This window comes from Pseudomonas sp. GW821-FHT07F05, assembly GCF_059418765.1.
The window spans coordinates 721,248-747,291 of sequence record NZ_JBWKQL010000001.1; the positions used below are offsets into that span (position 1 = coordinate 721,248).

A 26,044-nucleotide genomic window follows, 5' to 3' on the forward strand; every position below is an offset into this window, starting at 1 on the left:
GTCCGATCCCACTCCTTTTCTGAAAAACCGCTTTCGCGATCAAGCTCACTCCTACATGGGGCGCATCGCAGGTGATTGCTGTGTTTCACTCGCGGGACAGGCGAGCCATGACTGAACACACCTTCACTGACCCCGAACGCGCCGCCGTTTACCGCGCCATCGCCGAGCGTCGCGACATGCGTCACTTCTGCGGGGGCACCGTCGCGCCGGAGTTGCTGGCCCGTCTGCTCGAAGCCGCCCACCACGCGCCGAGCGTTGGCCTGATGCAGCCGTGGCGGTTCCTGCGCATCACCGATCCGGCCTTGCGCGCGCAGATTCAGGCGCAGGTGGAAGAAGAACGCATCCGCACCGCCGAAGCCCTGGGCGAGCGGTCCGACGATTTCATGAAGCTGAAGGTCGAGGGCATCAGCGACTGCGCCGAGGTATTGGTCGCTGCGTTGATGGACGACCGCGACAAACACATCTTCGGGCGTCGCACCCTGCCGGAAATGGACATGGCGTCGTTGTCGTGCGCGATCCAGAACCTCTGGCTGGCGGCCCGTGCCGAGGGTCTGGGCATGGGCTGGGTGTCGCTGTTCGATCCCCAGGCCCTGGCTGATCTGCTGAAGATGCCAACCGGTTCAAAACCCCTGGCGATCCTGTGCCTGGGCCCGGTCAAGGCATTTTACCCGGCGCCGATGCTGGTGCTGGAGGGCTGGGCGCAGCCGCGCGCGTTGCAAGAGTTGGTCTACGAGAACACATGGGGAGTGATTGAATGAGTGTGGCGTTATTGAGCGTCGCCGGGGTCGCGCTGGACGCGTTGCTCGGCGAGCCAAAACGGAACCACCCGCTGGTGGCGTTCGGCCGTTTTGCCGAGCGCATCGAACAGCGCCTGAATGCTGCCGGCCGGGGCTGGCGCAGCCATGGCGTGACGGCGTGGTTCATCGCCGTCATTCCGCTGACCCTGATCGCCACGTTGCTCAGCTGGCTACCGTTGATTGGCTGGCTGGTGGACGTGCTGGCGCTGTACTGCGCGTTGGGTCTTCGCAGCCTGGGCGAGCACGTCGAGCCGGTCGCCCAGGCGCTGCGCAGCGACGATCTGCCCGAAGCGCGTCGGCGCGTCGGCTATCTGGTCAGTCGCCAGACCTCCGAGCTGGACGGCACCGAAGTGGCCCGTGCAGCCACCGAATCGGTGCTGGAAAACGGCAGCGACGCGGTGTTCGCGGCGATCTTCTGGTTCGTCGTGCTGGGCGCGCCGGGCGTTGTGCTCTATCGCCTGAGCAACACCCTCGACGCCATGTGGGGCTATCGCAACGAGCGCTTCGAACGCTTCGGCTGGGCGGCGGCGAAAATCGACGACTTGCTCAACTACATTCCGGCACGCTTGGTGGCATTAACCTACGCGCTGCTGGGCAACACCCGACTGGCTCTGCGCTGCTGGCGCACCCAGGCCCCGAAGTGGGACAGCCCCAACGCAGGCCCGGTGATGGCCGCCGGCGCCGGTGCGCTGGGCGTCGAGCTGGGCGGTCCGGCGATTTATCACGGCGAGCTGCATGAGCGCGCGACCCTGGGCGAAGGCTTGCCGGCGGACGCGGACTCCATCGATCGCGGCTGGCAACTGGTGCAGCGCGGCGTGTGGCTGTGGTTGCTGATTTTGTGTCTGGGGACAGAATTCTATGCTTGAACACGGCGGCCGATTGCGTGGCGCAGTCCTGAAATATGGCATTGATGAGGCGGACTGGCTGGACCTGTCCAGCGGGATCTCGCCGTGGTCGTGGCCAATCCCGGCGATCCCGGAAGCGGCCTGGGGGCGCCTGCCGGAAACCGATGACGGTCTGGAAGCCGCCGCCCGCCGCTACTACGGCGCCACGGACGTACTGCCGGTTGCCGGTTCCCAAGCGGCGATTCAGGCGCTGCCGCGTCTGCGCCAGGCCGGCAAGGTCGGTGTGCTGTCGCCCTGCTACGCCGAGCACGCCGAGGCCTGGCGCAACACCGGTTTTCTGGTGCGCGAAGTGCTTGAGCACGAAGTGGAGCGGTTCATCGACACCCTTGACGTGCTCGTCGTGGTCAACCCGAACAACCCCACCGGCCTGAGCCTCACGCCCGAACGCCTGCTGGAATGGCACACGCGGCTGGCCCAGCGTGGTGGTTGGCTGGTGGTCGACGAAGCGTTCATGGACAACACGCCGGAGTTGAGCCTGGCGGCTTACACCCAGCGTTCGGGGCTCATCGTATTGCGCTCGTTCGGCAAGTTCTTCGGGCTGGCCGGTGTGCGCCTGGGTTTTGTGCTGGCGGAGCCGCGCTTTCTCAAAGTCATGGCGCGGCAGATCGGCCCCTGGTCAGTCAGCGGGCCAACCCGCATCATCGGTCAGGCCTGTCTCAACGACGTGGCCGGGCATCAACGCCAGCGCCAGCGCACCGAGCAGGCCAGTCAGCGTCTGGTTGATGTGCTCAGCCGCCACGGCTTCGCGCCTAAGGGCGGCTGCGCGCTGTTTCAGTGGCTGATCACGCCGCTGGCGGAAGAACTGTATGAGTTCTGCGCACACCGGGGCATCCTTCTGCGCATCTTCAACAACAACAGGAGCCTGCGTTTCGGCCTGCCCCGCGAGGACGCCGACTGGCAGCGTCTGGAACAGGCACTGAGTGAGTTCTCCCGGGAGCGCCCATGAACATCGGCAAAACCCTGATGGTGCAGGGCACCACGTCCGATGCCGGTAAAAGCACGCTGGTGACGGCGCTGTGCCGCTGGCTGACCCGACAGGGCGTGCGCACCGTGCCGTTCAAGCCACAGAACATGGCGCTCAACAGCGCAGTGACCGCGGACGGCGGCGAGATCGGCCGCGCCCAGGCCGTGCAAGCCCAGGCCTGCGGCCTCGAACCCCACACCGACATGAACCCGGTGCTGCTCAAACCCAACAGCGACACGGGCGCGCAAGTGATCATTCACGGGCGCGGCGTCACCACCATGAACGCCGTCGCCTACCACGACTACAAAGCCATCGCGATGCAGGCCGTACTCGCTTCCCATCGCCGCCTCAGCGAAGGCTGGCCGGTGGTCATGGTCGAAGGCGCCGGGTCGCCGGCCGAGATCAACCTGCGCGCCGGCGACATCGCCAACATGGGCTTTGCCGAAGCGGTGGATTGCCCGGTGCTGCTGGTGGCGGACATCAATCGCGGCGGGGTGTTTGCCCATCTGGTCGGCACGCTGGAATTGCTGTCGCCCAGCGAACAGGCGCGGGTCAGAGGTTTCATCATCAATCGTTTTCGCGGCGACATCGCGCTGCTTCAGCCCGGCCTCGACTGGCTCGAACAGCGCACCGGCAAACCGGTGGTGGGCGTGCTGCCCTACGTGATGGACCTGCATCTGGAGGCTGAAGACGGTCTTGATCAGCGCCAGACCGACAAGGCCGAGCAGGTGCTCAATGTCATCGTGCCGGTCCTGCCGCGCATCAGTAATCACACCGACTTCGACCCGCTGCGCCTGCACCCCCAGGTGAATCTGCAATTCGTCGGCCCTGGGCAGGCGATTCCCGGCGCTGACCTGATCATCCTGCCCGGCTCGAAAAGCGTGCGCAGTGATCTCGCTTATCTGCGCGCCAATGGCTGGGACACCGCCATCCACCGCCACCTGCGATACGGCGGCAAAGTGCTGGGCATCTGCGGTGGCCTGCAAATGCTGGGCGAAGAGTTGCACGACCCGCACGGACTGGAAGGCGCGGCGGGTTCAAGCCCGGGCCTGGGGCTGTTGGCCCTGAGCACGGTGCTGGAAGAAGAGAAACAGCTGCGCAATGTGAGCGGGCGGCTGACCCTCGAAGACGCCGACGTCAGCGGCTACGAGATTCATGCCGGCGTGACCACCGGCGCGGCGCTGGAGCGTCCGTTGGTCCAGCTGGCCGACGGTCGTTGCGATGGCGCGTGCAGTCCTGACGGCCAAGTGCTCGGCACGTACCTGCACGGGCTGTTCGAGAATCCTGCGTCGAGCAGCGCGTTGCTGCGATGGGCCGGGCTGCAGAATGTGCAATTGGTGGATTACCACGCCCTGCGCGAGCGCGACATCGAGCGCCTGGCCGATCTGGTGGAAACCCACCTGGACGGCACATTACTGCGTGAACTCTGCGGCCTGGAGCAACCCTGATGCTGCAATTGATCCTCGGCGGCGCACGATCCGGCAAAAGTCGGCTGGCTGAAAAGCTCGCCAGCGACAGCGGCCTCGACGTCATCTACATCGCCACCAGTCAGCCTCTGGACGGCGAAATGAACCAGCGCGTCGCCGTGCACCGCGAGCGTCGTCCGGCGGAGTGGGGGCTAGTCGAAGAACCTGTCGAACTGGCCCGCGTCCTCCGGGAAAACGCCGGGGAGGGCGGCTGCCTGCTGGTGGATTGCCTGACCCTGTGGCTGACCAATCTGCTCATGCTGGACGATCCGCAGCGGCTGGTTCAAGAGCGCGAAGCCTTGCTCGATGGTCTGGCGGAACTGCCGGGCGAAATCATTTTTGTCAGCAACGAAACCGGGCTGGGCGTCGTGCCCCTCGGTGAGCTGACCCGTCGTTATGTCGATGAAGCCGGCTGGCTGCATCAGGCGCTGGCCGAACGTTGCCAGCGCGTGGTGTTCACTGTCGCCGGACTGCCCATGATCCTGAAAGGACCCGCACTATGAGTAACGCCTGGTGGCTCGCGCCTGCCCGAGAAGTCGATCACGCCAGCCGCGAAGAAGCGTTGGCCCGTCAGCAGCAACTGACCAAACCGACCGGTTCTTTGGGTCGACTGGAAGACGTGGCGGTGCAACTGGCCGGCCTGCAGGGTCGCCTGAAACCGGAGGTCGATGAGGTCTGGATCGCGATTTTTGCCGGCGATCACGGCGTGGTCGCTGAAGGGGTTTCGGCCTACCCTCAGGCAGTCACCGGGCAGATGCTGCACAACTTCATCATGGGCGGCGCGGCCATCAGCGTGTTGGCGCGGCAGCTGTCGGCGCAGCTGGACGTGGTCGATCTGGGCACGGTTGCCCCGCTGGACCTGCCGGGCGTGCGTCATCTCAACCTCGGCCCGGGCACCGCGAATTTTGCCCAGGGTCCGGCCATGAGTGAGGCGCAACTGCACGCTGCGCTCGATGGCGGTCGCGACAGCGTGCTGCGCGCTAAGGCCGCGGGCGCCGAGCTGTTCATCGGCGGCGAAATGGGCATCGGCAACACCACCGTCGCCAGTGCGCTGGCGTGCGCGTTGCTCGATTGCCCCGCCGCCTCGCTGGCCGGCCCCGGCACCGGCCTGGATGCCGAAGGCGTGAGCCACAAGGCGCAAGTGATCGAACGTGCCCTGCGGCTGCATGCCGCTTCTGTCGGTGACGCGCTGTCCAGTCTGCGCGCCCTCGGTGGTTTTGAAGTCGCGGCGCTGGTCGGCGCCTATCTGGCCTGCGCGCAGGAGGGCATCGCGGTGCTGGTCGATGGTTTTATCTGTTCCGTGGCGGCGCTGGTGGCGGTGCGCATCAATCCGTCGTGCCGGGAGTGGCTGTTCTTCGGCCATCGCGGTGCCGAGCCGGGCCATCGCCTGGTGCTGGACGCGCTGCAGGCCGAGCCGTTGCTGGACCTGGGATTGCGTCTGGGCGAAGGCAGTGGCGCGGCGCTGGCGGTGCCATTGTTGCGTCTGGCCTGCGAGCTGCATAAAGGCATGGCGACCTTCGCCGAAGCCGCCGTGGCAGATCGCCCGGCATGACGCTGCATCTGGATTTGCTGCGCCACGGTGAAACCGAATTCGGCGGCGGCCTGCGCGGCAGCATCGACGACGCGCTGACCGACATCGGCTGGCAGCAGATGCGTGCGGCGGTGGCTGATCGTGGGCCTTGGGACCGGATCGTCAGCTCGCCACTGCAACGCTGCGCCCGTTTCGCCGACGAGCTGGCCGGGCGGCTGGGCTTGCCCGTGGAATTGGAAGCCGGTCTTCAGGAATTGCATTTCGGCGACTGGGAAGGCCAGAGCCCTGCGCAATTGATGGAAACCGCTGCTGCCGGGTTGGGACGTTTCTGGGAAGATCCGTACGGATTTACGCCGCCCAATGGCGAGCCGGTTCAGGTATTTGCCACCCGCGTGCTGACCGCTGTTGAGCGGTTGCAGCGGGCGTATGACGGACAGCGCATTCTGCTGATCAGCCATGGCGGGGTGATGCGTTTGCTGCTGGCCCGCGCCCGCGGTCTGCCCCGCGAACACTTGCTGCAGGTCACCGTGGCCCACGGTGGTATGTTCGGGCTCGATGTCCAGGGCAACGGTGAGTTGACGGAGGTTTAAATGCTGCCGTTCTGGATCGCCTTGCAGTTCCTCAGCAGCCTGCCCATTCGCCTGCCGGGCATGCCGACGCCCCAGGAATCGGGGCGCTCGCTGCTGTTTTACCCGCTGGTGGGTTTGCTGTTCGGCGTGCTGTTGATGGCGCTGAATCATCTGCTCGACGGAGCGCCGATGTTGTTGCATGCCGCTTTGCTGCTGGCGGCATGGGTGATGCTCAGCGGTGGGCTGCACCTGGATGGCCTGGCCGACAGCGCCGACGCCTGGCTTGGTGGTTTCGGCGACCGCGACCGCACGCTGCTGATTATGAAAGATCCGCGTAGCGGCCCGATTGCGGTGGTCACGCTGGTGGTGGTGTTGTTGTTGAAATTCACCGCGCTGTTGGCGTTGATTGACGCGCACACGGATGTTGGCCTGCTGCTGGCCCCGGTGATTGGCCGCGCGGCGATGCTGGCGCTGTTTCTGAACACGCCGTATGTGCGCGCCGGCGGGCTGGGCCAGGCGCTGGCCGATCACCTGCCGCGCAAGACGGGCGTGCGGGTGCTGGCGGCGGTGGCGGTGGTCTGCGTGCTCATCGGTGGCGGCGCGGCGGCGTGGGTGCTGGTGGTGACAGCGTGTGGCTTCTTCTGGCTGCGTCGGGTGATGATGCAACGGCTGGGCGGCTCTACCGGCGACACCGCTGGCGCGATGCTCGAACTGCTGGAAACCTTGGTGCTGGTGACGTTGGCGCTGATGTGCGATTGATTTGTGGGAGCGCCACCCCGGTCGCTCCCACAGGATCTGCGGTCGGCTGATCATTCTGAGAGGTGTCATGCATAGCGTTGCGCTGGTGGTGTACCCGCAATTTCAGTCCCTTAGCCTGTCGGTCGGGTCCGTGCTGACCTGCGCGAACCTGATGCAGGGCGAGGCGGCGTACTCCTTTCATCTGGTGTCGGAAAGCGGCGGGGCGGTGATGTCGTCCGAAGGCTTTTCGGTCAATACCACGCCATTGCAGGCCGACGGTTACGACACCATCATCGTCAGCGGTTATATGGACCTGCAATTGCCGACTCCCAGCCTGCTTGAGTTCGTGCGCACTGCGTCGGCTCAATCGCGGCGGGTGGCGTCGCTGTGCACGGGCGGGTTTGTGCTGGCAGAGGCCGGTTTGCTCGACGGCAAGCGCGCCACCATGCACTGGATTCACGCCCCCGAGTTTCGCAAGCGCTACCCGAACGTTCGCGTCGAGGACGACAAACTGTTTACCGTGGACGGCCAGATCTGGACCGGTGCGGGCATGAGCGCCGGCCTTGATCTCGCTCTGGCGATGGTCGAGAACGACCTCGGCGCCGACATCGCCCGGCAGGTCGCGCGCAAGCTGGTGATCTATCAACGTCGCGGCAGCGAGCATTCCCAGTTGTCGACGCTGCTGGAACTGGACCCCAAGTCCGACCGCGTGCAGCTGGCGCTGGCCTACGCCCGCGAGAACCTCAAAAGTGATCTCTCCATTGATGCACTTGCCGCCATCGCCCGCTTGAGTCCTCGCCAGTTCAGTCGGGTGTTCCGCGGGGAGACCGGCCAGACCCCGGCGAAAGCCATCGAATGCCTGCGGGTGGAAGTGGCACGGGCGATGATGGAAACCAGTCGGCACCCCATTGAAGTGGTCGCCCGGGAGACCGGTTTCGGCGATCGGGAAAGGATGCGCCAGGCGTTTCTGCGCAACTTCGGCGAACCGCCCCAGGCGATCCAGCGGGCGTTCACGGCCACCGACAAAGCCAGCTGATAGCCCGTTTGGTTGGCGCTAGGCATTCATCGCGCGGCGGAGTAGCGTAGCGGCAGCCCCACCTTTCCTGCCCGCTCATGAATGGACGTCGCCATGGCCCTACGCTGGATTCACGCGCCTCTGTTGTTGCTTGCCCTCAGTGGCGCCGCGGCGGCCGCCGATTGCCCGCCACTGCTGCAGGGCGAGCTGCCCAAGCTGCGGGCGAAACAGGATATCGACCTGTGCAAACAGTTCGCCGGAAAGCCCATGCTGGTGGTCAACACCGCGAGCTTCTGTGGCTTTGCGCCGCAGTTCAAAGGGCTGGAAGCGCTCAATCAGCGCTTCAAGGGTGAGGGGCTTGAAGTCCTTGGGGTCCCCTCGGACGACTTTCTGCAGGAATCCAAAGACGCTGCCGAGACCGCCAAAGTCTGCTACGTGAACTACGGCGTCACGTTCACCATGACCGAACCGCAGCCGGTGCGTGGCGCCGATGCCATCAACCTGTTCAAGGTCCTCGCCGAGCAAAGCAATCCGCCGCGCTGGAACTTCTATAAATACGTGGTCGACCGCAAAGGCAACGTGGTTGCCAGCTTTTCCAGCAACACCGCGCCGGACGATCCCGAATTGATTTCAGCCATCGAGAAGGCTATCGCTTCGAAGCCGTGAAGGCGCGCTGAGGCAGAGCAGACCGGCCACAACGAAAAACCCCGCAGCCATCACTGGTTGCGGGGTTTTTGGTCTGGCGAACAGGTGATCTGCCTGTCCCGCCCACTGCATCAGAAGCGGTAGGTCATGCCCACGCCGAAACCGTTGGCGCTGTTGTCGTACTTGGCGTTGTAGCTTTGACCCAGAGCGTTCGAGTCGGCAACCTTGACCTTCTCTTCCTGCAGGTAGGAGTAGGCCACATCGATGGTGATGTCGTCGGTCGGGCTGTAACCGGCGCCCAGGCTGAAGATCGTGCGATCGCCTGTCGGGATGCGCGGCGAGCGGTTCTCGTTGTTGGTCGGCGACTGATCGAACGACAGACCGGTACGCAACACCCACTGCTTGTTCAACTGATACGACGTACCCACGGCGTAGGCCCAGGTGTCATGCCAGTTCTGCTCTTCGGTGATGGTACCGACCAGGCTTGGCGCAGCCACGCCACCCGCGCGAGTGACGCCCGAATTCTTCACGGTGATGTCTTCCAGACGGCTCCAGCGTGTCCAGGTGGCCCCGGCGTAGAGCTTCCAGGCATCGTTCATCTTCTGCGTGACCGAGAAGTCCACGGTTTCAGGCGTGTCGATGTTCAGCTTGGCGTCGTATCGACCCGCGCCCAGTACTTGGGCAGGCACGCCTGCGCCCGGAGTCACTTCAGTGTGGCCTTCGAGGTTGTAGGTCACTTTGGAGTGGTAGGTCAGGCCGACGCTGGTGGTATCGGTGGCTTGCACCAGGATACCGGCGTGGAAACCGTAACCGACGTCATCACCCTTGACCTGCACGCGGCCGTCGCCGGTGCGGGCACCCAGCAGCGGGCTGACATTGAGTGCCGATTCCAGCGCACCGGAAATACGGTTGATGGTCGGACCGAAGCCGATCGACACCTTGTCGTTGAATGCGTAGCTGACGGTCGGCTGGAAGGTTACGACCTTGACGATGCTCTTGCTGCCGAAGTTGCGGCCCTGGAAGTTGTCTTCATAGTCGGTGACCAGACCGAATGGCGCGTAGACACCGAAGCCGAACGCCCAGTGCTCGTCGACCGGGTTCACGTAGAAGCCCATCGGCACGGCGATGAAAGGGACCATGTCGCCTTTGTTGGAACCGGTGCTGCGGCCGCTGGTGTCGGTGATGTCGGTCGAGGCATCGATAGCCGCGACCCCCACGGTCGCCTGCGCGCGCTTGAGACGCGACATGCCGGCCGGGTTGCCGTACACGATGCTGGCGTCATCGACGGACGAGGTACGGCCCGCAAAACCGGTCCCCATGCCGCTGATGCTTTGTTCGTTCAGGGCAAAGCCGGAGGCGAAAATCTGAGTAGAGGCAAGAGTGATGGCGAGACTGAGGCTGGATTTGATCATTGTTTTTTTCATTGTTAGAACTCCTGTTGATCACCGCGCGGAAATTACCAATATTTCTGCCAGCGCGCTATAGCCTGGATCAGCCGATTTAGAGCGGTTCTTGTAGGACAATCCTGAAAGTTCGCGGCTTTTTCAGTCAATACCAATCGGTCACGAAATGGCCGTCGAGGGCTGAAACAAGGGGCTGACCCATGTTTGCCATGCCGAGGTGAAATCCTGCAGTTGGCCGCCGGGCTGAAATATCTCGCGCCACATTTGCGCCATGGCCAACGAATCATCTGCATCCGGAAGCGAAATATGGCTCGCCTCGACCATCAACCACGCGATGGCAGTCGAATAACGCAGGTTGACCGTCAGTTCCAGATCAGGGCCAGTGAGGAACGCGTGCTGGCTTGCCAGGCCCCGGACGAGGCTGGCAAGGTCCGGATCGCGGGCGAGGTATTCATCCCATAGCTGGCGGTGCTGAGTGTCCGCAATGCTGTAAAGCCCATGGCCGCGCGGGTTGTCCAGCTCGGCGCCTAGCGCGGACTGGCTGGCGGCGACCCCCAGCAGCAAGGATTCGGCGGCCCGATTGGCTCGGCCGAGATAGAGAAGCGTCGGGCGGATGACGTAGCGACACAGTTCACTGGCGGCGATTCCCATAACACCCTCGGGGAGTTGATGAGTAGGCGGGCCCTGGCGCTTGGCAGCAGTGATGGAGTGGGCCCATCGGCAGCGACCTGCGCCGCTGACTTGAAGTGTAGTGTGATATTTACGGTGTAAAGGCCTGTTTTACGGCGAGTTCCCGGTCGGCATGTACGGCGTGACTGGTATTCATTACTGCATCTGTCGCTTTTTCTGTAAGTAAAACAGATACAAAAAAGCCCCACCGTTATCGGGTGAGGCCTTGTCGATGCAGCGATATTTACCGACGGACGGTATCAGGCAACGGTATCAAGCAACCAGGGCCTGACGCGTACGGTCGATGACAGCCTGCAGCGGAGCATCGGTGGAGTATTGATCCGGGTACAAACGTTCGCTATGGCGGGCGATGCCGTGCTCGTTGACGATGGTGAAGCTGAAGCAGCCTTTGCGGGTTGCCATGATCAGGCAGTTCATCGGGGCAAAAGCGTTGGTCAGTGTACGAATAGCGTTTTGAGTCTGGATATGAGTAGTCATGTTATGGGTGTTTCCTGAATCGACACGCAATAAGAGGCGTGCAAAATAAAAACGTTCCAGTAAACGCGGACCGATGCTCGAATGCGAGTCAGTGGCAGGGCGCAGAACCTGTCTGGAACAAAAAGCAGCCAGTTGAGCGCATTTAAAATGTGGCGCGGGGCTGACTGGTAGGTACTTAGGAGGGCAGGCAACACAACGCGAGCTAAGGTTCGATGCTCGAGGTGAAGATCCTGATCAATTTGCAGGCTGGTTGATAAGAGCATGAATGATCTGCACACCCCTCCGTTTCTTCGGCAGGTCGTGTGAGTTCATGTCTGGAAACCATCGAGGTGATCGATCCCTGTTTTCAATCCGTTCGCTCAGTTGGCGGACCTGGATTGGGGGATTTGTTCGATCAGAATTGACTTTCAGCTTGGTACTAACGGCGGCGATGCTAATGGAGTTACAGGAACAACGCAAGCGCTGACTTGCAATAGGTTAGCTAAGCGGCATAACGCGGGGCGCAAAAGACTACAGCATATGGAGCGGGAAGGGTGGGGCCGTGCCTTGTTTTCGCGAATTTTGAGCGAATGCCATGGCTATGGAAACCGGCTTAGGTACAGACGAAATTCACTTGTGCACATTGCGAAAGGTATCTGTCATGTCACTGTCACGTCGTCCGCTAACCGCTTGATTTAATGCAACGAATTATTAAGTCAATGAAAACCATCGTTTTTTTACGCTGGTGAAAAAATCGTCAGTTTGAACGCAGGCCCCATTCTACGTGCGTTTGCGAGAGCTTAAGGGGTGTTGTCCACTGAGTTATCCACAGGTTCTGTGGATTGTCCCAAGCGCTGGCTCTACGACGCTGCTTCTGAAGCATTCGCTCGTATTTTTGTCTTGGCCGGGCACTGATTAACCCGGATCGGACGTCGAGCTCGCTTCTGCGCATAATGCTGCCTGCCTGAATGTCGGAGTCTGGATTTTATGGTGTTTGAGTTAACCAGCCTGTTGCTGGGATTGGCGGTGGCGGCGGTGCCTTTGCTGGGGCTGGCGTGGCAGTTGCAGCGGCGCCTGGCGCAACGGGAGGCGGACGCCGCGTTGCTCGACGAGCGCTTGAGTAACGCTCAGATGGCGCAGGATGGGCTCAATGCTCAGTTGGATGCCAGCCGCGACGAGATCAGTGATCTCGCCCAAGCCAATGCAGTGAAGCAGGCAGACCTGGCGGCCCTGCGCCGGGAAGTGGAGTTGCTGCGCCAGCAGCATGAAGGCGCGCGCGAGGCCCAGGAAGACTGGGGCCGCGAACGGACCGCCAGAGAGGCCGAGCTGCGCCGACTCGACGCCCAGTGCGCATCCCTTGGCGCCGAGCTGCGCGAACAACAGGACAGTCACCAGCAGCGCCTCACCGATCTGCAGGGCTCCCGCGACGAGCTGCGTGCGCAGTTCGCAGAACTGGCCGGCAAGATTTTCGATGAGCGCGAACAGCGCTTCGCCGAGACCAGTCAGCAGCAGCTGGGGCAGTTGCTCAATCCGCTCAAGGAACGCATCCAGTCGTTTGAAAAGCGCGTCGAAGACAGTTACCAGAACGAAGCCCGCGAACGTTTCTCTCTGAGCAAGGAGCTGGAGCGCTTGCAGCAGCTCAACCTGCGCCTGAGCGATGAGGCAAACAACCTGACCCGTGCGCTGAAGGGCCAGAAGACCCAGGGCAACTGGGGCGAACTGATTCTGGAGCGGGTGCTCGAGCATGCCGGTCTTGAAAAGGGCCGCGAGTACCAGACCCAGGTCAGCCTGAAGGGGCCCGACGGCGAGCGCTTCCAGCCTGACGTGTTGATCATGCTGCCTGGCGACAAGCAGGTCGTTGTCGACGCGAAGGTCAGTCTGACGGCCTATCAGCAGTACGTGTCGGCCGACGATGAGGTGATTTCCCAGGCGGCGCTGAAGCAGCACGTGCTGTCCCTGCGCAATCACGTCAAAGGCTTGTCCGGCAAAGACTACAAACGCCTTGAAGGGCTGCACAGCCTCGATTTCGTTTTGCTGTTCGTGCCGATCGAAGCGGCGTTCTCTGCGGCGTTGCAGGCCGAGCCCAACATGTTCCAGGAGGCCTTCGATCGCAACATCGTGATCGTCAGCCCGACCACGCTGCTGGCGACGCTGCGGGTCATCGACAGTCTGTGGAAGCAAGAGCGGCAGAGTCAGAATGCCCGGGAGATCGCCGAGCGGGCAGGGTGGCTCTACGACAAATTCGTGCTGTTCATCCAGGACCTGGACGAGGTCGGCAACCGTCTTCAGCAGCTGGACAAAGCTTACGGCGCCGCGCGTAACAAGCTCGTCGAGGGGCGCGGCAATCTGGTCAGCCGCAGCGAACAGCTCAAGCTGCTCGGCGCGCGGGCCAGCAAGAGTCTGCCGGCGGATCTGCTGGAGCGGGCGATGACTGACCCGGATGGACTGGCGCAGTTGCCCGAGTGAATCGGGACTGTTTCTTACGAGGATGCGGCAGCACGCAGGCTGATAAGTTGGAACAAAGCTCGCGGTGATCGTATACACATTTTGCCTCTCCCTTTTGCCCGTCTCCTGCCCCATGAAAACGCACCGACATTGGTCACGGTGCACTGCGGGCAGGCGCGGCATCTGCAATCCCCCGTTTTGAAATCTAAAATTTCGGTGTCTTCGGTTGCTGGAAACCCGCTGTTTTGGCGCCTTGCCAGCGGTTTTGGTCCGCAATGGCACGCATTCTGCCTCTTACTTCGTATACAACCCACACTCGCTCCCGTACGCAGTGTGTGCACATGTGACGTCGGGAGCCGGTTCGTCCTTTAAGGGAGAAATGCGATGACCGAGCCATTGCCCAAGGGCTACAGCCCCCGCCTGTACAACGAGGACCTGGGTCCCGTGCCGCAGAAGTGGACCTGGTACAACATTTTTGCGTTCTGGATGAGTGATGTGCACAGCGTGGGCGGCTACGTCTTCGCCGCCAGCCTGTTCGCCCTCGGGCTGGCGAGCTGGCAGGTGCTGATCGCGCTGCTGGTGGGCATCTGCATCATTCAGGTGATCGCCAACCTGTTGGCCAGGCCCAGTCAGCAGGCAGCCGTGCCGTATCCGGTGATCTGTCGTCTGGCCTTTGGCGTGTTCGGTGCGAATATTCCTGCGGTGATTCGTGGCCTGATCGCCGTGGCGTGGTACGGAGTGCAGACGTACCTGGCTTCAAGCGCGCTGATCATCGTAGTGCTGCGCTTTTTCCCACACATGTCGGTCTACGCAGAACCGCACTTTGCCGGCTTGTCCTACCTCGGGTGGATGGGCTTCCTGGTGCTTTGGGTGGTACAGGCTGCGGTGTTCTGGACCGGCATGGATTCGATCCGCCGGTTCATCGATGGGGCCGGGCCCGTGGTCTATGCCGTGATGTTCATTCTGGCGGGCTGGATTGTCTGGAAAGCGGGCTGGGCCAACATCAGCTTCACCCTCTCCGAGAAATCCTTGACCGGCTGGGAAGCGTTCTCCCAAGTGATCATGGCCACGGCCCTGGTGGTGTCCTACTTCTCGGGTCCTACGCTCAATTTTGGCGATTTCAGTCGCTACTGCCGGAGCATGTCTGAGGTGCGTCGCGGCAATTTCTGGGGCCTGCCGATCAACTTTCTGGCGTTCTCGCTGGTCACCGTCGTCATTGTTTCGGGAACGCTGCCGGTGTTCGGCGAGATGCTCCATGACCCGATCGCCACCGTGGCCCGCATCGACAACGACGTTGCAGTACTGCTCGGAGCGTTTGCCTTCGTGACCGCCACAATCGGCATCAACATCGTCGCCAACTTCGTGTCACCGGCCTTCGACTTCGCCAACGTCGCCCCCAGCAAGATCAGCTGGCGTGCAGGCGGGATGATCGCGGCAGTGGCGTCGGTCTTCATTACGCCCTGGAACCTGTTCAACAACCCCGCCGTCATCCATTACACGCTGGACGTGCTGGCGGCGTTCATCGGGCCTTTGTTCGGCATCCTGCTGGTGGACTATTACGTGATCAAGAAGCAGCAGATCGACGTCGATGCGCTGTTCAACGATGGGCCGACCGGGCGCTATTGGTACACCGGCGGGGTGAACTACACGGCGGTCAAGGCATTGATCCTGGCAACGGTGGCGGGCATTGCGATCACCTTCGTCCCGGCGTTGCAGCCGATGGCCAACTTCGCATGGTTTACAGGATGTTTCCTTGGCGGCGGGCTGTTCTATCTGTTCGCCAGACGCCGCCAGGCCCATGAATGTGCGGCGTTCACGGCTGTGGGCGCCGGTTGACCGCCCTGCCGTTTGTCGCGTGAAGTCTTCGAATGTGCGATTTGCAGTGTCATAACGTCATGTAAGGCAAAAAATTCCTGCCGCGACACTCGGTAGCAGGCGTAAAGTGCGCCTTAGCACTATGATCTGCTCTAAGCAGTTCGGACATTGGCTGCCGAGTATTTCCCTGAAGGGGGCGTTATATGAACAGCAAATTGCAAGAATGGCTTCACGATGTAGGCGTCGCGCTCGGGTTGATCGAAAAGCCAAAGCTGCAACCCATTCCCGTGCGCAGCAATGATGATGAGCGTCGTCGTCCACGGCGCTAAGCGCTCTTCGCCAGGCGCGCTGAAAAGCGGCGCTATCGCCCGATAGCCCGCTCTGTTTCCTCCGACCGTTCGGTCAAACACCCAGCTCGCCTCACTATCTTTTCTAAATCGATCCCATCTGCGGCTCAGTGATGAGTTCTGCGTTTCATCTCGACGAGAATCAGGTCGACCAGGCCCTGCACGGTCAGTTGGCCATTGGGTGAATGTGCTGACATCCCTGCAATATCGGCTTTGATCTGGTTGGGGAGGACGATGCCAAAGTCGCTTTGCAGAATCGAGAAGAACTCTCTGAAGTCTTCTTCATCCAGCTCAAGCGCACTTAGCATCACGTCGTCTTCTTCCTGAATGAGGGTCTTGTCGACCAGGATCTTTCCGATCGTGTCGATCACATGCTGTCTGACTTCGCTCCGCTTCATGGCAGGCCTCTGCTTTGATTTAAGTGGTAATCACCCCAGCATCAAAATACAGAGGGTTGTGGCAGGAATCCCCAAAAGCAACCACCCTGAAAAACCCGCGCTGCGTTGCACAACGCCGACGGTGTCGCTTTAAGGCTAGCCCAAGTTCGCGGAAGGGGAATGACAGGTGTGGGGAGATTTTTGTATTGGCGCGCAATGGAGGAGCGGCGCGCCCGATGCAGGGCACTCATTGAGGGACCGGCTTTAGCCGGGAAAGCCTCAGTCGTCACGCCGCGAAAATTGAGGGCACTCGGACGGGCCTTTCCCGGATGAAGCCGGTCCCACTAAACAGCGAAGCATCCACGCCCGCTGTCAGCGGTGCGCCACACCCGGCAGCACGCAGAGCATTTCATACAGCAGGTTCGCGCCCAGTAGCGAGGTGTTGCCGGTGGTGTCATAGGGCGGCGAGACTTCAACAAGGTCGCCGCCAATCAGGTCCAGCCCCTGGCACCCACGAATGATCTCGATTGCCTGAATTGTGGTCAGCCCGCCGATTTCCGGTGTGCCAGTGCCCGGTGCCCAGGCCGGGTCGATGCCGTCGATGTCGAAACTGAGGTACACCGGACCGCCGCCCACCTTCTCGCGCACTTCGGCCATCAGCGGCGCCAGCGACTTGTGCCAGCATTCCTCGGCCTGGACCACCCGGAACCCCTGCTTGCGACTCCAATTGAAGTCTTCAGCGGTATAACCCTGAGCGCGCAAACCGATCTGAACCACGCGATCGCAGTCCAGCAGACCTTCCTCCACCGCCCGCCGGAACGTGGTGCCGTGGGCGATCTTCTCGCCAAACATGTGATCGTTGACGTCCGCATGGGCGTCGATGTGCACCAGCCCGACCTTGCCGTACTTCTTCTTCATGGCGCGCAGGATCGGCAACGTGATGGTGTGATCGCCGCCGAGGGTCAGCGGGATGATGTCGTGCTCGAGAAAACCGTCGTAGGCCTCTTCGATGATGCGCACCGCATCCAGCAAGTTGAAGGTGTTGATCGCCACGTCGCCGATGTCCGCCACTGACAGCGAATCAAAAGGGGCGGCGCCGGTGGCCATGTTGTAGGGGCGAATCATGACCGATTCAGCGCGGATTTCCCGTGGGCCGAAACGGGTGCCGGCGCGCAGGGATGTGCCAATGTCCAGCGGCACGCCAACGAAGGCCGCATCCAGCCCGGCCGCGGTTTGCAGGTGCGGCAAGCGCATCATGGTGGCGATGCCGGCGAAGCGCGGCATTTCGTTGCCGCCCAGTGGTTGATGGAAAATCTTGTCCACGGGAATGCCTCATCGGTGGTAATCAAAAGGGGCGGAAGCGGGCTTCCAGCATGGCCCCGATTCTGTTTACCGCGCCCGCTGCGAACAATCGGCCAGGCGAAATACTTAGTTCAGATATTCCTGAAGTATCGGGTAAGCTGCGCGCAAAACCCACCCTGGAACGACCATGGCCAGCGCGCTTCCCGACCTCAAATTGCTGCGCATCTTCGCTTGCGTGGTGCGCCATCAGGGCTTTGCCAGTGCCCAGCAAGAACTCAATCTGTCGACGTCGGCGATCAGCACCTACATGAGCCAGCTCGAAGCGGCGTTGGGTATCGTGCTCTGTCATCGCGGGCGCGGCGGGTTCAGCCTGACCAGCAAGGGCGAGCTGTTTCATCAGGAAACCCTGCGCCTGCTCGGCGAGCTGGAAGGTTTCGAACTCTACGCTGCGGCGCTCAAAGGCGAGCTGCGCGGCACGCTGAACCTGGGGGTGCTGGACTCGACGGTCAGTGACCGCGCTTTGCCCTTTGCGGAAGTCATCGGCGCCTACAGTGCGGAGCATCCAGCCGTGCATTTGCACCTTGCCGTGATGAGCCCCTATGAACTGCAGCTGGGCGTGCTGGACAACCGACTGGACCTGGCGATCGGCTCGTTTTCCACGCGCATGAACGGCCTGCTCTATCAGCCGCTGTACCGCGAGCAGCATTGGCTGTACTGCAGCAATCGCCACGCGCTGTATGCCGAACGGCGCATCCCGGAACCGGTCATCACCCAACAACGCATGGTCGGACGCGGCTACTGGAGCCAGGCCGAGCTCGCCCGACACGGCTTCAAGCACAGCGCCGCGACCGTCGAGAGTATGGAAGCGCAGCTGATTCTGGTTTTGTCCGGCGCCTACATCGGTTACTTGCCCGAGCACTACGCCCAGTCGTGGGTGGATTCGGGGCACCTGCGCGTGTTGCTCCCGGCGACCTTTGGCTATCAGGCACCGTTTTCGATGATCCTGCGTCGCGGACGCAGCCGTGAGCCGTTGATTCAGACCTTTCGCGATCTGCTGAAAGCGCAGCTCAATCCACTGTAGGAAACTGACGATGTCCCGTGCCCGCTGCGAGCGCTGCCTGCGTCCGACCGATCACTGCCTGTGTGCGCTGATTCCTGCGTTGGGCAGCCGCACGCGCGTGTTGATCCTGCAGCACCCCAGCGAAGTCAATCACGCGCTCAACACGGCGCGCCTGGCAGCACTAGGCCTGACGAATGCGCAATTGCAGGTGGGGGAGGTGTTCGAGGATCTGGCGCAATGGCTGAGCCAGCCCGGTTACCAAGCATGTTTGCTGTTTCCGGGGGAGGAGGCTGTTTCGCTGAAGGCTAACCGGGTCGACGATGCACCCGTGCTGCTCGTCGTACCCGATGGCACCTGGCGCAAGGCGCGCAAGCTGCTGCACCTTAATCCGCTGCTGGCGGCGCTGCCCAGAGTGGTGCTAACCAACGCGCCAGCGTCACGCTACCGATTGCGCAAGGCACCGGGCCCCGAGGCGTTGTCGACACTGGAGGCCATCGTCCATGCGCTGCACACGCTGGAGCCGGAAACGTCATTCGATGGCTTGTTGCGTCCCTTCGATGCACTGATCGACGGACAGATCGCAGCAATGGGCGAGGAGACTTTTCGCCGCAATCATTCGTAAAGGCGGGATGAGTCAGCCGTTGAGCGAGGAGGGCATGCCTGGCTGATACGCGCTGGCGGCCTGCATGCGACGGATATAGACCTCGGTTTCCCGAGCAGCGTCTTCCTTGCTCATGAACGGGCCTTCGAGGGTGTTTTCCCGGGTGCTGAAGAAATACAGGCCATTTACGCGGGATACGCGGTCGCTGCGAAAACGTACGGTGGGAGCTGGATCTTGTTCACGCTTGCTTAACATGGCCTTCTCCGGGCATTAGGTCGGTACGCGGGTGATCTGGGTGGGCGACAAGTGTCGCCACAGGGTAAGTCAGAGCATTTGAATCGTAGCGTTCTTAACGGTTCCATCAACGTGCGAGCCCGCGCAACCTGCCTGGCGGTGCGGGCCTCGGGTTTCAGCGTTTGCCCAGCGCCTCGGCGTCGCGAATCCACTGTTGACGCTGCTCTTCGGTAGAGGTGCGTACCGGCGAGAACTCCGTCAGCCGTGTGGTCTTGATCCCACAGAATTCAAGGATTGTCCTGACCATCTGCCGGTGGGCAGGGGCCTTGAAGACCCAGCGAAAATAGCGCGACGGCGTGTCCATTGTCACCAGCAATTCTGCTGTTCGGCCCTTCAGCAGCTCATTGGAGGGGTGATGCCTGCCATGGGCCTTGAAGGCAAAGCCGGGCATGAACACCCGGTCGAAGAATCCACCGAGCAGGCTCGGCAAACCGCCCCACCAGACCGGATAAACGAAAACCAGATGCTGGGCCCAGTGCACCTCGCGCTGGGCTTCAAGCAGATCGTGTTCCAGTGTCTGGGCGGATTCGTAGCCACCGCGCAGCACCGGGTCGAAATCCATCTCGTCAAGTTTGAGCACCCGCACCACATGACCTTTGCTCCGCGCGCCCTGGGCATAAGCCTCGCCCAGCGCGTGGCCGAGGCTGATGCTTTTCGGCGTGCCGATGATCATCAGAATGCGTTTGCCGTAGCCTTCCAGTGGCGTGGCGCCGCTGATGGGTTCAGCCATTGCTGCCGGCCTCGAGCATCTTTTCCGGGCGCACCCAAGCGTCGAACTCGGCGTCGGTGAGGAAACCCAGTTGCAGCGCCGCTTCACGCAGCGTCAGGCCTTCGCTGTAGGCTTTCTTGGCGATCTGCGCCGATTTGTCGTAGCCGATGTGAGGGTTCAGCGCGGTCACCAGCATCAGGCCGCGTTCCAGATGCTCGGCCATCTTGGCGGCATCCGGTTCCATGCCTGCGATGCAGTGCTCGTTGAAGTTGCGGCAGCCATCGCCCAACAAACGGATCGATTGCAGCAGGTTGTGGATGATCACCGGCTTGAACACGTTCAGTTGCAGGTGGCCCTGACTGGCGGCGAAGGTGATCGTGGTGTCGTTGCCCATGACCTGACACGCCAGCATCGACAGCGCTTCGCACTGGGTCGGGTTGACCTTGCCCGGCATGATCGAGCTGCCTGGCTCGTTGGCTGGCAGCTTTACTTCAGCCAGGCCCGCGCGGGGGCCGGAACCCAGCAGGCGCAGGTCGTTGGCGATCTTCATCAGGGTCACGGCGAGGGTTTTCAGCGCGCCGGACAGCGCGGTCAGCGGCTCATGCCCGGCCAGCGCGGCAAACTTGTTCGGCGCGGTGACGAAGGGCAGGCCGGACAGCGCAGCCAGTTCGGCGGCCACCGCTTCGGCGAATCCATGGGGCGAGTTCAGGCCAGTGCCGACGGCGGTGCCGCCCTGGGCCAGCTCGCACACGGCCGGCAACGCGGCGCGAATGCTTTTTTCGGCGTAGTCCAACTGAGCGACGTAAGCCGAGAGCTCCTGGCCGAAGGTGATCGGTGTGGCGTCCATCATGTGCGTGCGGCCGGTTTTCACCAGCTTCATGTGCCGCGAAGACTGCTCGGCGAGGCCGGTGGACAGTTCGGCGATGGCCGGCAGCAGTTGCTCTTTAACTGCTTGCACGGCCGCGATGTGCATGGCGGTGGGGAAGCAGTCGTTGGAGCTTTGCGAGCGGTTGACGTGATCGTTGGGGTGAACCGGCGATTTGCCGCCGCGAACGCCACCCGCCAGTTCGTTGGCACGGCCGGCAATGACTTCGTTGACGTTCATGTTGCTTTGCGTGCCGCTGCCGGTCTGCCAGACCACCAGAGGAAACTGGTCGTCGAGCTGGCCCTGCAGCACTTCGTCGGCGGACTGCTCGATCAGGTTGGCGATGTCGGTGGGCAGGTCGCCGTTGCGGTTGTTGACCCGGGCGGCGGCTTTTTTGATCAGCGCCAGCGCGTGCAATACCGGCAACGGCATGCGTTCCTGGCCGATGGCGAAATTGATCAGAGAGCGCTGCGTCTGCGCCCCCCAGTAAGCGTCTTCGGGGACTTCGATCGGACCTATGCTGTCGGTTTCGGTACGGCTCACTGGACTCTCTCCTTAAGATCGATTTGCGCAGTTTAGTAACCGGGGAGCCGGTGGGGTTCCCCGTGGCTGCTGTGCGGTCGGAACAGGTGCGGACAGTGTGCGACAAAAGCCCCGGACTGGTCGCCCTAAACCTTCGTGCGCGCGAGTGCGTCAGGTCCGCGGGATAACCGCTCGTAGGGTCAGGGGTTGAGGGAAATGCGCAAAGGGGCGCAGAATGGCCGGCCTTGGGGTTCTGCCTCGCCTGCTAGATAAGGAAACTCGATGACCCGTCTTCGTGCCATTTGTGCTGCGGTTGCTCTGGTATGTGCCAGCGGCCAGGTTCTTGCCGATACCGCCAGCCATGAAGCCAGTGCTGTAGCGTTCCTCAAACTGGCTCACGCCGATCAACTGGGTGCGCCGGTTTACATGCAAGTCCAGCAGATGTTCGCTCAGCGCTTCGCTGAAACCAAAGCACCTGCGTCCAAGCAAGCCACCCTCGAAACCTATCAGGGCAAGGCCAATGCCGCGCTGGATCAGGTGATCAGCTGGCCAAAGCTGCAGCCTGACATGGTCAAGCTGTACACCTCCAACTTCACCGAAAGCGAGCTGAAAGATCTGGTTGCCTTCTACCAGTCTCCACTGGGCCAGAAAGTCCAGGCCAAGATGCCGCAGATCAGCCAGCAGTCGTTCCAGCTGACCCAGAGCAAACTGGAAAGCGCGGTGCCTGTGGTCAACAAGCTGCTCGCCGACATGACCAAGGAACTGACCCCGGCTGGCGCCAAGCCTGCTGCACCGGCTGCTCCTGCCAAGAAGCCATAAGCGAAGCCTGACATGAGCATGCAACAGCGAATCGAATCCGCGTTGACGGTCTTTCAGCCCGAGTACCTCCAGGTGCTCAATGAAAGCCACATGCACAGTCGCGGCACGGACACTCACTACAAAGCGGTGGTGGTCAGCGAGCAGTTCGCCGGCCTCAACGCGGTCAAGCGTCACCAGAAGGTCTATGGCCTGCTCGGTGGCCTGATGGGTGAGTTCCACGCGCTGGCGCTGCACACCTACACCCCGGAAGAATGGGCGAAGCTCGGCGCCGCGCCGTCTTCCCCGACCTGTGCGGGTGGGCACGACTGACGCGCGCCGCCCGAAGAAGGTGTTCACCTTCTTCGGGCGGCAAGCGACTGTTACGCCGGCAGGGGACCATAGGCACGGTAGGCTTCAATCAGCGTGTCGAAAACCGAAATGTCTGATGTGCTTCTCGCGATCAGTTGTGCACCCGCGACGGCCGAGAAAATGGCGCGCGCGCGGATGTCGCTGTTGGCTTCCTCGCAGTATTTCGCCGAGACGAGCAGTCGGCTCAGCCATTCAACGTTCACCTGAGCGAAAGCCTGCATCTCCTTGACCATTGCGGGGGGAAGATTATCGGCTTCAGCCCCTACAAAACTTCCCAGGCACAGCCGGTTGTCGGCCTCCAGCGAGCGACGAAAAATTTCGGGGAATCGGCGCAATGCCTCCACCGGATCCGGCGTCTGCTCGCTGAGCGTTTCCAATGCAGCCGCACCGTCCTGCCAGTATCGTTTAGCGACAGCAATGCCCAGATCGGCCTTGCTTGGGAAGTGGTAGTAGATACTGGCTGCCTTGATGCCAACTTCATGGGCCAGGTCGCGAAAATTCAGGCCATTGTAACCCTGTGACTGGGCAATGTTTCGGGCAGCCAGGAGTATGGCCTCGCGGGCGTTGATGCTCATTGTCGTGCCTTTCATGGGTCGGACGAGTTGCAGTGGAGCCGGCCATCTTAAAGCAAAAGCTCCAGCTCCCGTCCTCTCAGATCATGACGTGCCCATCCAGTCGGATCACGCGGAAGGCGAATCCAGCTCCGGTATGCCACTGCTGCGATCGGCGTAGGCGGCCTGGAAAGCCGGACGTTTCTGCCAGCGCTGCCAGTAGCTGTCCAGGTGCTCGAAGCGCTCGTCCAGCGGGGTCGCGTTTACCGGGAACTTGGAGAAGGCAATGGCGGTGGCCAGCGTGATATCGGCAAACGTCGGTTCGGCCCCGCCCAGCAGCCATTCGCGACCGTCGGCCAGATGACGATTCACCAAAGCAGCATGCATCAGCGCCTCTTTGCGGCAGTGCTCACCCCATGCCTCATTCTTCGTCAACTCCAGCTTGAAACCCAGCCCGGTGTGCAAGACGTGAAAGGCCGTGACGATCCGATAAAGGATATGCACCCAGATGCGGTTATCCCACATGTTGTCCAGGCCCTGCTCCAGCGCGGTTTCGCCCATGATCTTGCGGCCGGGATAAGACTGGTCGAGAAAACGGGCAATGGCCGGTGTTTCGGAAATAAAGCTGCCATCCGCCAACTGCAGCGTAGGGGTTTCTCCCCACGGGTTCATATTCAGGTGACGCCAGCCGCGCTGCTCGCCACCGGGCGCCATGTCATAGATGGTTTCATCGAACTGATCGGCGATGCCCTTTTCGTGCATGAACAAGCGCAGTCGCTGGGGATTGGGGTACGCCGAAGGAGAGGTGAATAGCTGCAGTCTGGTCGTCATGGCGCTGTCCTGTGGGGGAAGATTAATCACCTAACGGTTGTTAGGTAGGCCAACCTTAGGCTTGAATACCGCCTCGGTCAATAGGCTACCTAACATTCGTTAGGTACGAATGCCCCCCTGATTTGACGGGCGTTCATGTCAGGTCGGCAGCCAGCTTCGAGGCCTGCGCCAGCGCCGCGTTGAAATTCTTCTCCGCCGTCGTCGCATCTGCGAGGGTGGCTTCCGAGATCACCGCATCGATGGCCGGTACACCCACCATGCGCGCCCAGGTTTTCAGGTAAGCGACCTGATGATCGTAGTCCTCCGTGGGGAAGTCCTCCCCAAGCGCTACCCCACGGGTAGCAAACACCACCACTTTCTTGCCTTTGAGCAGACCGCGCATGCCCTGAGCGTCGAAATCGAACAGCACGCCCCGCTGCGACACGGCGTCGATCAGATGTTTGAGGCGGTAAGGAATACCGAAATTCCACATTGGCACGCTGAAAACGATGACGTCGGCGCGATGGAAGCGCTCGCCCAATGTGTGGATCTGCTCCCACATCGCCTGTTGCTCGGCGTTCATCTGCACGCCTTGCAAATCGGCGTACTTGGCCTCCAGCGCGGCACCGTCGAAGGGCAGCAGGTCGGTCGTCCAGACGTCCAGGACATCCACCGTGGCGTCGGCGTGCAACGAGGTCAGGGTCTCGAGATAGCGCGCAGCGAGTTTGAGAGAGGCAGAGCGATCGCCGCGGGGAGAGCTGGCAAGGTGAAGAATATGCATGGGATTTGTTCCTGTGGGTGTGGGCAAGCGATGTCATTTAGTCCGTGACGCTCAGGCCGATGTTCCCGGCAGGTAGACGGGGTGATGAGGCGATTGATCAACCCTCCTGCCTGCCCACGTTCGATTCTTGATAGAATCCGCGCCGCGTTGCCCGGTCGGCACGCGTTCATCTGAATCATTCATCCGGTAGGCCCTTTGCGAGGGTCACCACCTGGAGACGCCACATGACCCAACCCGCACCCATCGTCGTCGCGGCGCTGTACAAATTCGTCACCCTTTCCGATTACGTCGCACTGCGCGAGCCACTGCTGCAGGCGATGGTCGACAACGGCATCAAAGGCACCTTGCTGATCGCCGAAGAAGGCATCAACGGCACGGTGTCCGGCAGTCGCGAGGGCATCGACGGCTTGATGGCCTGGCTGAAGAAAGACCCGCGCATGGTCGACATCGACCACAAGGAATCGTACTGCGACGAGCAGCCGTTCTACCGCACCAAGGTCAAACTCAAGAAAGAGATCGTGACCCTCGGCGTCCCGGGCGTTGACCCGAACAAGGCGGTCGGCACCTATGTCGATCCCAAGGACTGGAACGCGCTGATCGCCGACCCTGAAGTGCTGCTCATCGACACGCGCAACGATTACGAGGTGTCGATCGGCACCTTCGAAGGCGCGATTGACCCCAAGACCACTTCATTCCGTGAATTTCCCGATTACATCAAGGCGAATTTCGATCCGGCCAGGCACAAGAAGGTCGCGATGTTCTGCACCGGCGGCATTCGCTGTGAGAAGGCCTCCAGCTACATGCTCGGTGAAGGGTTCGAAGAGGTCTATCACCTCAAGGGCGGCATTCTCAAATACCTGGAAGAAGTGCCCCAGGAAGAAACCCGCTGGCAGGGCGACTGCTTCGTGTTCGACAATCGCGTCACCGTCCGCCACGACCTGACCGAAGGCGACTACGATCAATGCCATGCCTGCCGCACGCCGATCAGCGCAGAGGACCGTGCCAGCGAACATTATTCGCCGGGCGTCAGCTGCCCGCATTGCTGGGATTCGCTGAGCGAGAAAACCCGCCGCAGCGCCATCGACCGGCAAAAGCAGATCGAACTGGCGAAGGCGCGCAATCAGCCGCACCCGATCGGTCGCAATTACCGTGCGCTTGACGGCCAGGCGACTGAAACTCAAAACAACGAGGCCTGAGCCATGTCCACCCGCCTGCTGTA

Annotated in this window: 29 protein-coding genes; 18 read left to right on the plus strand and 11 right to left on the minus strand. The window is 61.8% G+C overall.

From position 1 onward, the window contains the following. The first annotated feature begins 107 nt into the window (after positions 1 to 107). The 10 genes from bluB (at position 108) to AC07RO_RS03435 (ending at position 8,651) form a co-directional block, all read left to right on the plus strand. Positions 108 to 758, plus strand: coding sequence for a 5,6-dimethylbenzimidazole synthase (gene bluB / locus AC07RO_RS03390; RefSeq protein ID WP_495085268.1), 651 nt, complete (start codon positions 108 to 110; stop codon positions 756 to 758). Next, a complete protein-coding gene (gene cbiB / locus AC07RO_RS03395; RefSeq protein WP_495085269.1) occupies positions 755 to 1,663 on the plus strand; it encodes an adenosylcobinamide-phosphate synthase CbiB in 909 nt (302 codons plus the stop codon). Before bluB ends, cbiB begins: the two co-directional genes overlap by 4 nt. After that, on the plus strand, positions 1,656 to 2,648 hold the full coding sequence (gene cobD / locus AC07RO_RS03400) for a threonine-phosphate decarboxylase CobD (protein WP_495085270.1): 993 nt from the start codon (positions 1,656 to 1,658) through the stop codon (positions 2,646 to 2,648). Before cbiB ends, cobD begins: the two co-directional genes overlap by 8 nt. After that, on the plus strand, positions 2,645 to 4,114 hold the full coding sequence (locus tag AC07RO_RS03405; RefSeq protein WP_495085271.1) for a cobyric acid synthase: 1,470 nt from the start codon (positions 2,645 to 2,647) through the stop codon (positions 4,112 to 4,114). The genes cobD and AC07RO_RS03405 overlap by 4 nt, the downstream gene beginning before the upstream one ends. Continuing rightward, positions 4,114 to 4,635 carry a bifunctional adenosylcobinamide kinase/adenosylcobinamide-phosphate guanylyltransferase gene (gene cobU / locus AC07RO_RS03410; protein ID WP_495085272.1) on the plus strand — a complete coding sequence of 174 codons (522 nt, stop codon included), beginning with the start codon at positions 4,114 to 4,116 and terminating at the stop codon, positions 4,633 to 4,635. The genes AC07RO_RS03405 and cobU overlap by 1 nt, the downstream gene beginning before the upstream one ends. Beyond that, on the plus strand, positions 4,632 to 5,684 hold the full coding sequence (gene cobT / locus AC07RO_RS03415) for a nicotinate-nucleotide--dimethylbenzimidazole phosphoribosyltransferase (protein ID WP_495085273.1): 1,053 nt from the start codon (positions 4,632 to 4,634) through the stop codon (positions 5,682 to 5,684). Before cobU ends, cobT begins: the two co-directional genes overlap by 4 nt. Next, the gene (gene cobC / locus AC07RO_RS03420; protein ID WP_495085274.1) at positions 5,681 to 6,253 is read left to right on the plus strand and encodes an alpha-ribazole phosphatase family protein; all 573 of its coding nucleotides are present in this window, start codon (positions 5,681 to 5,683) and stop codon (positions 6,251 to 6,253) included. The genes cobT and cobC overlap by 4 nt, the downstream gene beginning before the upstream one ends. Continuing rightward, on the plus strand, positions 6,254 to 6,991 hold the full coding sequence (locus AC07RO_RS03425) for an adenosylcobinamide-GDP ribazoletransferase (RefSeq protein WP_495085275.1): 738 nt from the start codon (positions 6,254 to 6,256) through the stop codon (positions 6,989 to 6,991). 67 nt (positions 6,992 to 7,058) lie between these two features. Further along, entirely contained in the window at positions 7,059 to 8,006 is a 948-nt protein-coding gene (locus AC07RO_RS03430; protein WP_346630616.1) for a GlxA family transcriptional regulator, read from the plus strand. A gap of 93 nt (positions 8,007 to 8,099) precedes the next feature. After that, on the plus strand, positions 8,100 to 8,651 hold the full coding sequence (locus AC07RO_RS03435; protein WP_495085276.1) for a glutathione peroxidase: 552 nt from the start codon (positions 8,100 to 8,102) through the stop codon (positions 8,649 to 8,651). Between the two features lie 110 nt (positions 8,652 to 8,761). Here the strand turns inward: AC07RO_RS03435 and AC07RO_RS03440 are convergent, their stop codons facing one another. The 3 genes from AC07RO_RS03440 to AC07RO_RS03450 form a co-directional block, all read right to left on the minus strand. Further along, entirely contained in the window at positions 8,762 to 10,054 is a 1,293-nt protein-coding gene (locus tag AC07RO_RS03440; protein WP_495085277.1) for an OmpP1/FadL family transporter, read from the minus strand. Positions 10,055 to 10,192: 138 nt separating this feature from the next. After that, positions 10,193 to 10,684 carry a hypothetical protein gene (locus tag AC07RO_RS03445; RefSeq protein WP_423572869.1) on the minus strand — a complete coding sequence of 164 codons (492 nt, stop codon included), beginning with the start codon at positions 10,682 to 10,684 and terminating at the stop codon, positions 10,193 to 10,195. A 291-nt stretch (positions 10,685 to 10,975) separates the two neighbouring features. Beyond that, complete coding sequence (locus tag AC07RO_RS03450; RefSeq protein WP_122535677.1) at positions 10,976 to 11,200, minus strand: hypothetical protein; 225 nt, start codon at positions 11,198 to 11,200, stop codon at positions 10,976 to 10,978. Positions 11,201 to 12,280: 1,080 nt separating this feature from the next. Here AC07RO_RS03450 and AC07RO_RS03455 point away from each other — a divergent pair. The 3 genes from AC07RO_RS03455 to AC07RO_RS03465 all read left to right on the plus strand — a co-directional run bounded on the left by AC07RO_RS03455 (position 12,281) and on the right by AC07RO_RS03465 (position 15,768). Beyond that, positions 12,281 to 13,645, plus strand: coding sequence for a DNA recombination protein RmuC (locus AC07RO_RS03455; protein ID WP_282367612.1), 1,365 nt, complete (start codon positions 12,281 to 12,283; stop codon positions 13,643 to 13,645). 363 nt (positions 13,646 to 14,008) lie between these two features. Next, complete coding sequence (locus AC07RO_RS03460) at positions 14,009 to 15,460, plus strand: NCS1 family nucleobase:cation symporter-1 (protein ID WP_495085278.1); 1,452 nt, start codon at positions 14,009 to 14,011, stop codon at positions 15,458 to 15,460. Positions 15,461 to 15,642: 182 nt separating this feature from the next. Further along, on the plus strand, positions 15,643 to 15,768 hold the full coding sequence (locus AC07RO_RS03465) for a PA1414 family protein (protein WP_122535674.1): 126 nt from the start codon (positions 15,643 to 15,645) through the stop codon (positions 15,766 to 15,768). Positions 15,769 to 15,893: 125 nt separating this feature from the next. Here the strand turns inward: AC07RO_RS03465 and AC07RO_RS03470 are convergent, their stop codons facing one another. Next, entirely contained in the window at positions 15,894 to 16,184 is a 291-nt protein-coding gene (locus AC07RO_RS03470) for a hypothetical protein (RefSeq protein ID WP_495085279.1), read from the minus strand. A 351-nt stretch (positions 16,185 to 16,535) separates the two neighbouring features. Then, the gene (gene speB, locus AC07RO_RS03475) at positions 16,536 to 17,486 is read right to left on the minus strand and encodes an agmatinase (protein ID WP_495085280.1); all 951 of its coding nucleotides are present in this window, start codon (positions 17,484 to 17,486) and stop codon (positions 16,536 to 16,538) included. Between the two features lie 166 nt (positions 17,487 to 17,652). On the opposite strand from speB, the gene AC07RO_RS03480 reads away from it, so the two are divergent. Both AC07RO_RS03480 and AC07RO_RS03485 read left to right on the plus strand, forming a co-directional pair. Then, positions 17,653 to 18,546 (plus strand): LysR family transcriptional regulator, encoded by an 894-nt coding sequence (locus AC07RO_RS03480; protein ID WP_282367551.1) that lies wholly within the window; start codon positions 17,653 to 17,655, stop codon positions 18,544 to 18,546. A gap of 10 nt (positions 18,547 to 18,556) precedes the next feature. Further along, the gene (locus AC07RO_RS03485; RefSeq protein WP_495085281.1) at positions 18,557 to 19,147 is read left to right on the plus strand and encodes a tRNA-uridine aminocarboxypropyltransferase; all 591 of its coding nucleotides are present in this window, start codon (positions 18,557 to 18,559) and stop codon (positions 19,145 to 19,147) included. 12 nt (positions 19,148 to 19,159) lie between these two features. On the opposite strand, the gene AC07RO_RS03490 is transcribed toward AC07RO_RS03485, so the two are convergent. The 3 genes from AC07RO_RS03490 to AC07RO_RS03500 all read right to left on the minus strand — a co-directional run bounded on the left by AC07RO_RS03490 (position 19,160) and on the right by AC07RO_RS03500 (position 21,537). Continuing rightward, positions 19,160 to 19,381: a DUF6316 family protein gene (locus tag AC07RO_RS03490; RefSeq protein ID WP_346626513.1), complete on the minus strand. Its 222-nt coding sequence runs from the start codon at positions 19,379 to 19,381 to the stop codon at positions 19,160 to 19,162. A gap of 154 nt (positions 19,382 to 19,535) precedes the next feature. Further along, complete coding sequence (locus tag AC07RO_RS03495; protein WP_122535668.1) at positions 19,536 to 20,150, minus strand: NAD(P)H-dependent oxidoreductase; 615 nt, start codon at positions 20,148 to 20,150, stop codon at positions 19,536 to 19,538. Then, positions 20,143 to 21,537 carry a class II fumarate hydratase gene (locus AC07RO_RS03500; protein ID WP_282367543.1) on the minus strand — a complete coding sequence of 465 codons (1,395 nt, stop codon included), beginning with the start codon at positions 21,535 to 21,537 and terminating at the stop codon, positions 20,143 to 20,145. The genes AC07RO_RS03495 and AC07RO_RS03500 overlap by 8 nt, the downstream gene beginning before the upstream one ends. A gap of 261 nt (positions 21,538 to 21,798) precedes the next feature. Here AC07RO_RS03500 and AC07RO_RS03505 point away from each other — a divergent pair, with 261 nt between their 5' ends. Both AC07RO_RS03505 and AC07RO_RS03510 read left to right on the plus strand, forming a co-directional pair. Continuing rightward, positions 21,799 to 22,335 carry a DUF2059 domain-containing protein gene (locus AC07RO_RS03505; RefSeq protein WP_065992947.1) on the plus strand — a complete coding sequence of 179 codons (537 nt, stop codon included), beginning with the start codon at positions 21,799 to 21,801 and terminating at the stop codon, positions 22,333 to 22,335. A 12-nt stretch (positions 22,336 to 22,347) separates the two neighbouring features. Beyond that, positions 22,348 to 22,644 carry a BolA family protein gene (locus AC07RO_RS03510; RefSeq protein WP_065992949.1) on the plus strand — a complete coding sequence of 99 codons (297 nt, stop codon included), beginning with the start codon at positions 22,348 to 22,350 and terminating at the stop codon, positions 22,642 to 22,644. A gap of 50 nt (positions 22,645 to 22,694) precedes the next feature. Here AC07RO_RS03510 and AC07RO_RS03515 read toward each other — a convergent pair whose 3' ends face one another. The 3 genes from AC07RO_RS03515 to AC07RO_RS03525 all read right to left on the minus strand — a co-directional run bounded on the left by AC07RO_RS03515 (position 22,695) and on the right by AC07RO_RS03525 (position 24,825). Further along, the gene (locus AC07RO_RS03515; RefSeq protein ID WP_192172833.1) at positions 22,695 to 23,258 is read right to left on the minus strand and encodes a TetR/AcrR family transcriptional regulator; all 564 of its coding nucleotides are present in this window, start codon (positions 23,256 to 23,258) and stop codon (positions 22,695 to 22,697) included. A gap of 105 nt (positions 23,259 to 23,363) precedes the next feature. Continuing rightward, positions 23,364 to 24,065 (minus strand): glutathione S-transferase family protein, encoded by a 702-nt coding sequence (locus AC07RO_RS03520; protein ID WP_192172832.1) that lies wholly within the window; start codon positions 24,063 to 24,065, stop codon positions 23,364 to 23,366. 133 nt (positions 24,066 to 24,198) lie between these two features. Then, positions 24,199 to 24,825, minus strand: coding sequence for an FMN-dependent NADH-azoreductase (locus AC07RO_RS03525; RefSeq protein WP_495085282.1), 627 nt, complete (start codon positions 24,823 to 24,825; stop codon positions 24,199 to 24,201). Positions 24,826 to 25,049: 224 nt separating this feature from the next. Between AC07RO_RS03525 and trhO the strand changes: the two genes are divergently transcribed. After that, positions 25,050 to 26,021 carry an oxygen-dependent tRNA uridine(34) hydroxylase TrhO gene (trhO, locus tag AC07RO_RS03530; RefSeq protein ID WP_346626519.1) on the plus strand — a complete coding sequence of 324 codons (972 nt, stop codon included), beginning with the start codon at positions 25,050 to 25,052 and terminating at the stop codon, positions 26,019 to 26,021. Positions 26,022 to 26,044 lie beyond the last annotated feature (23 nt).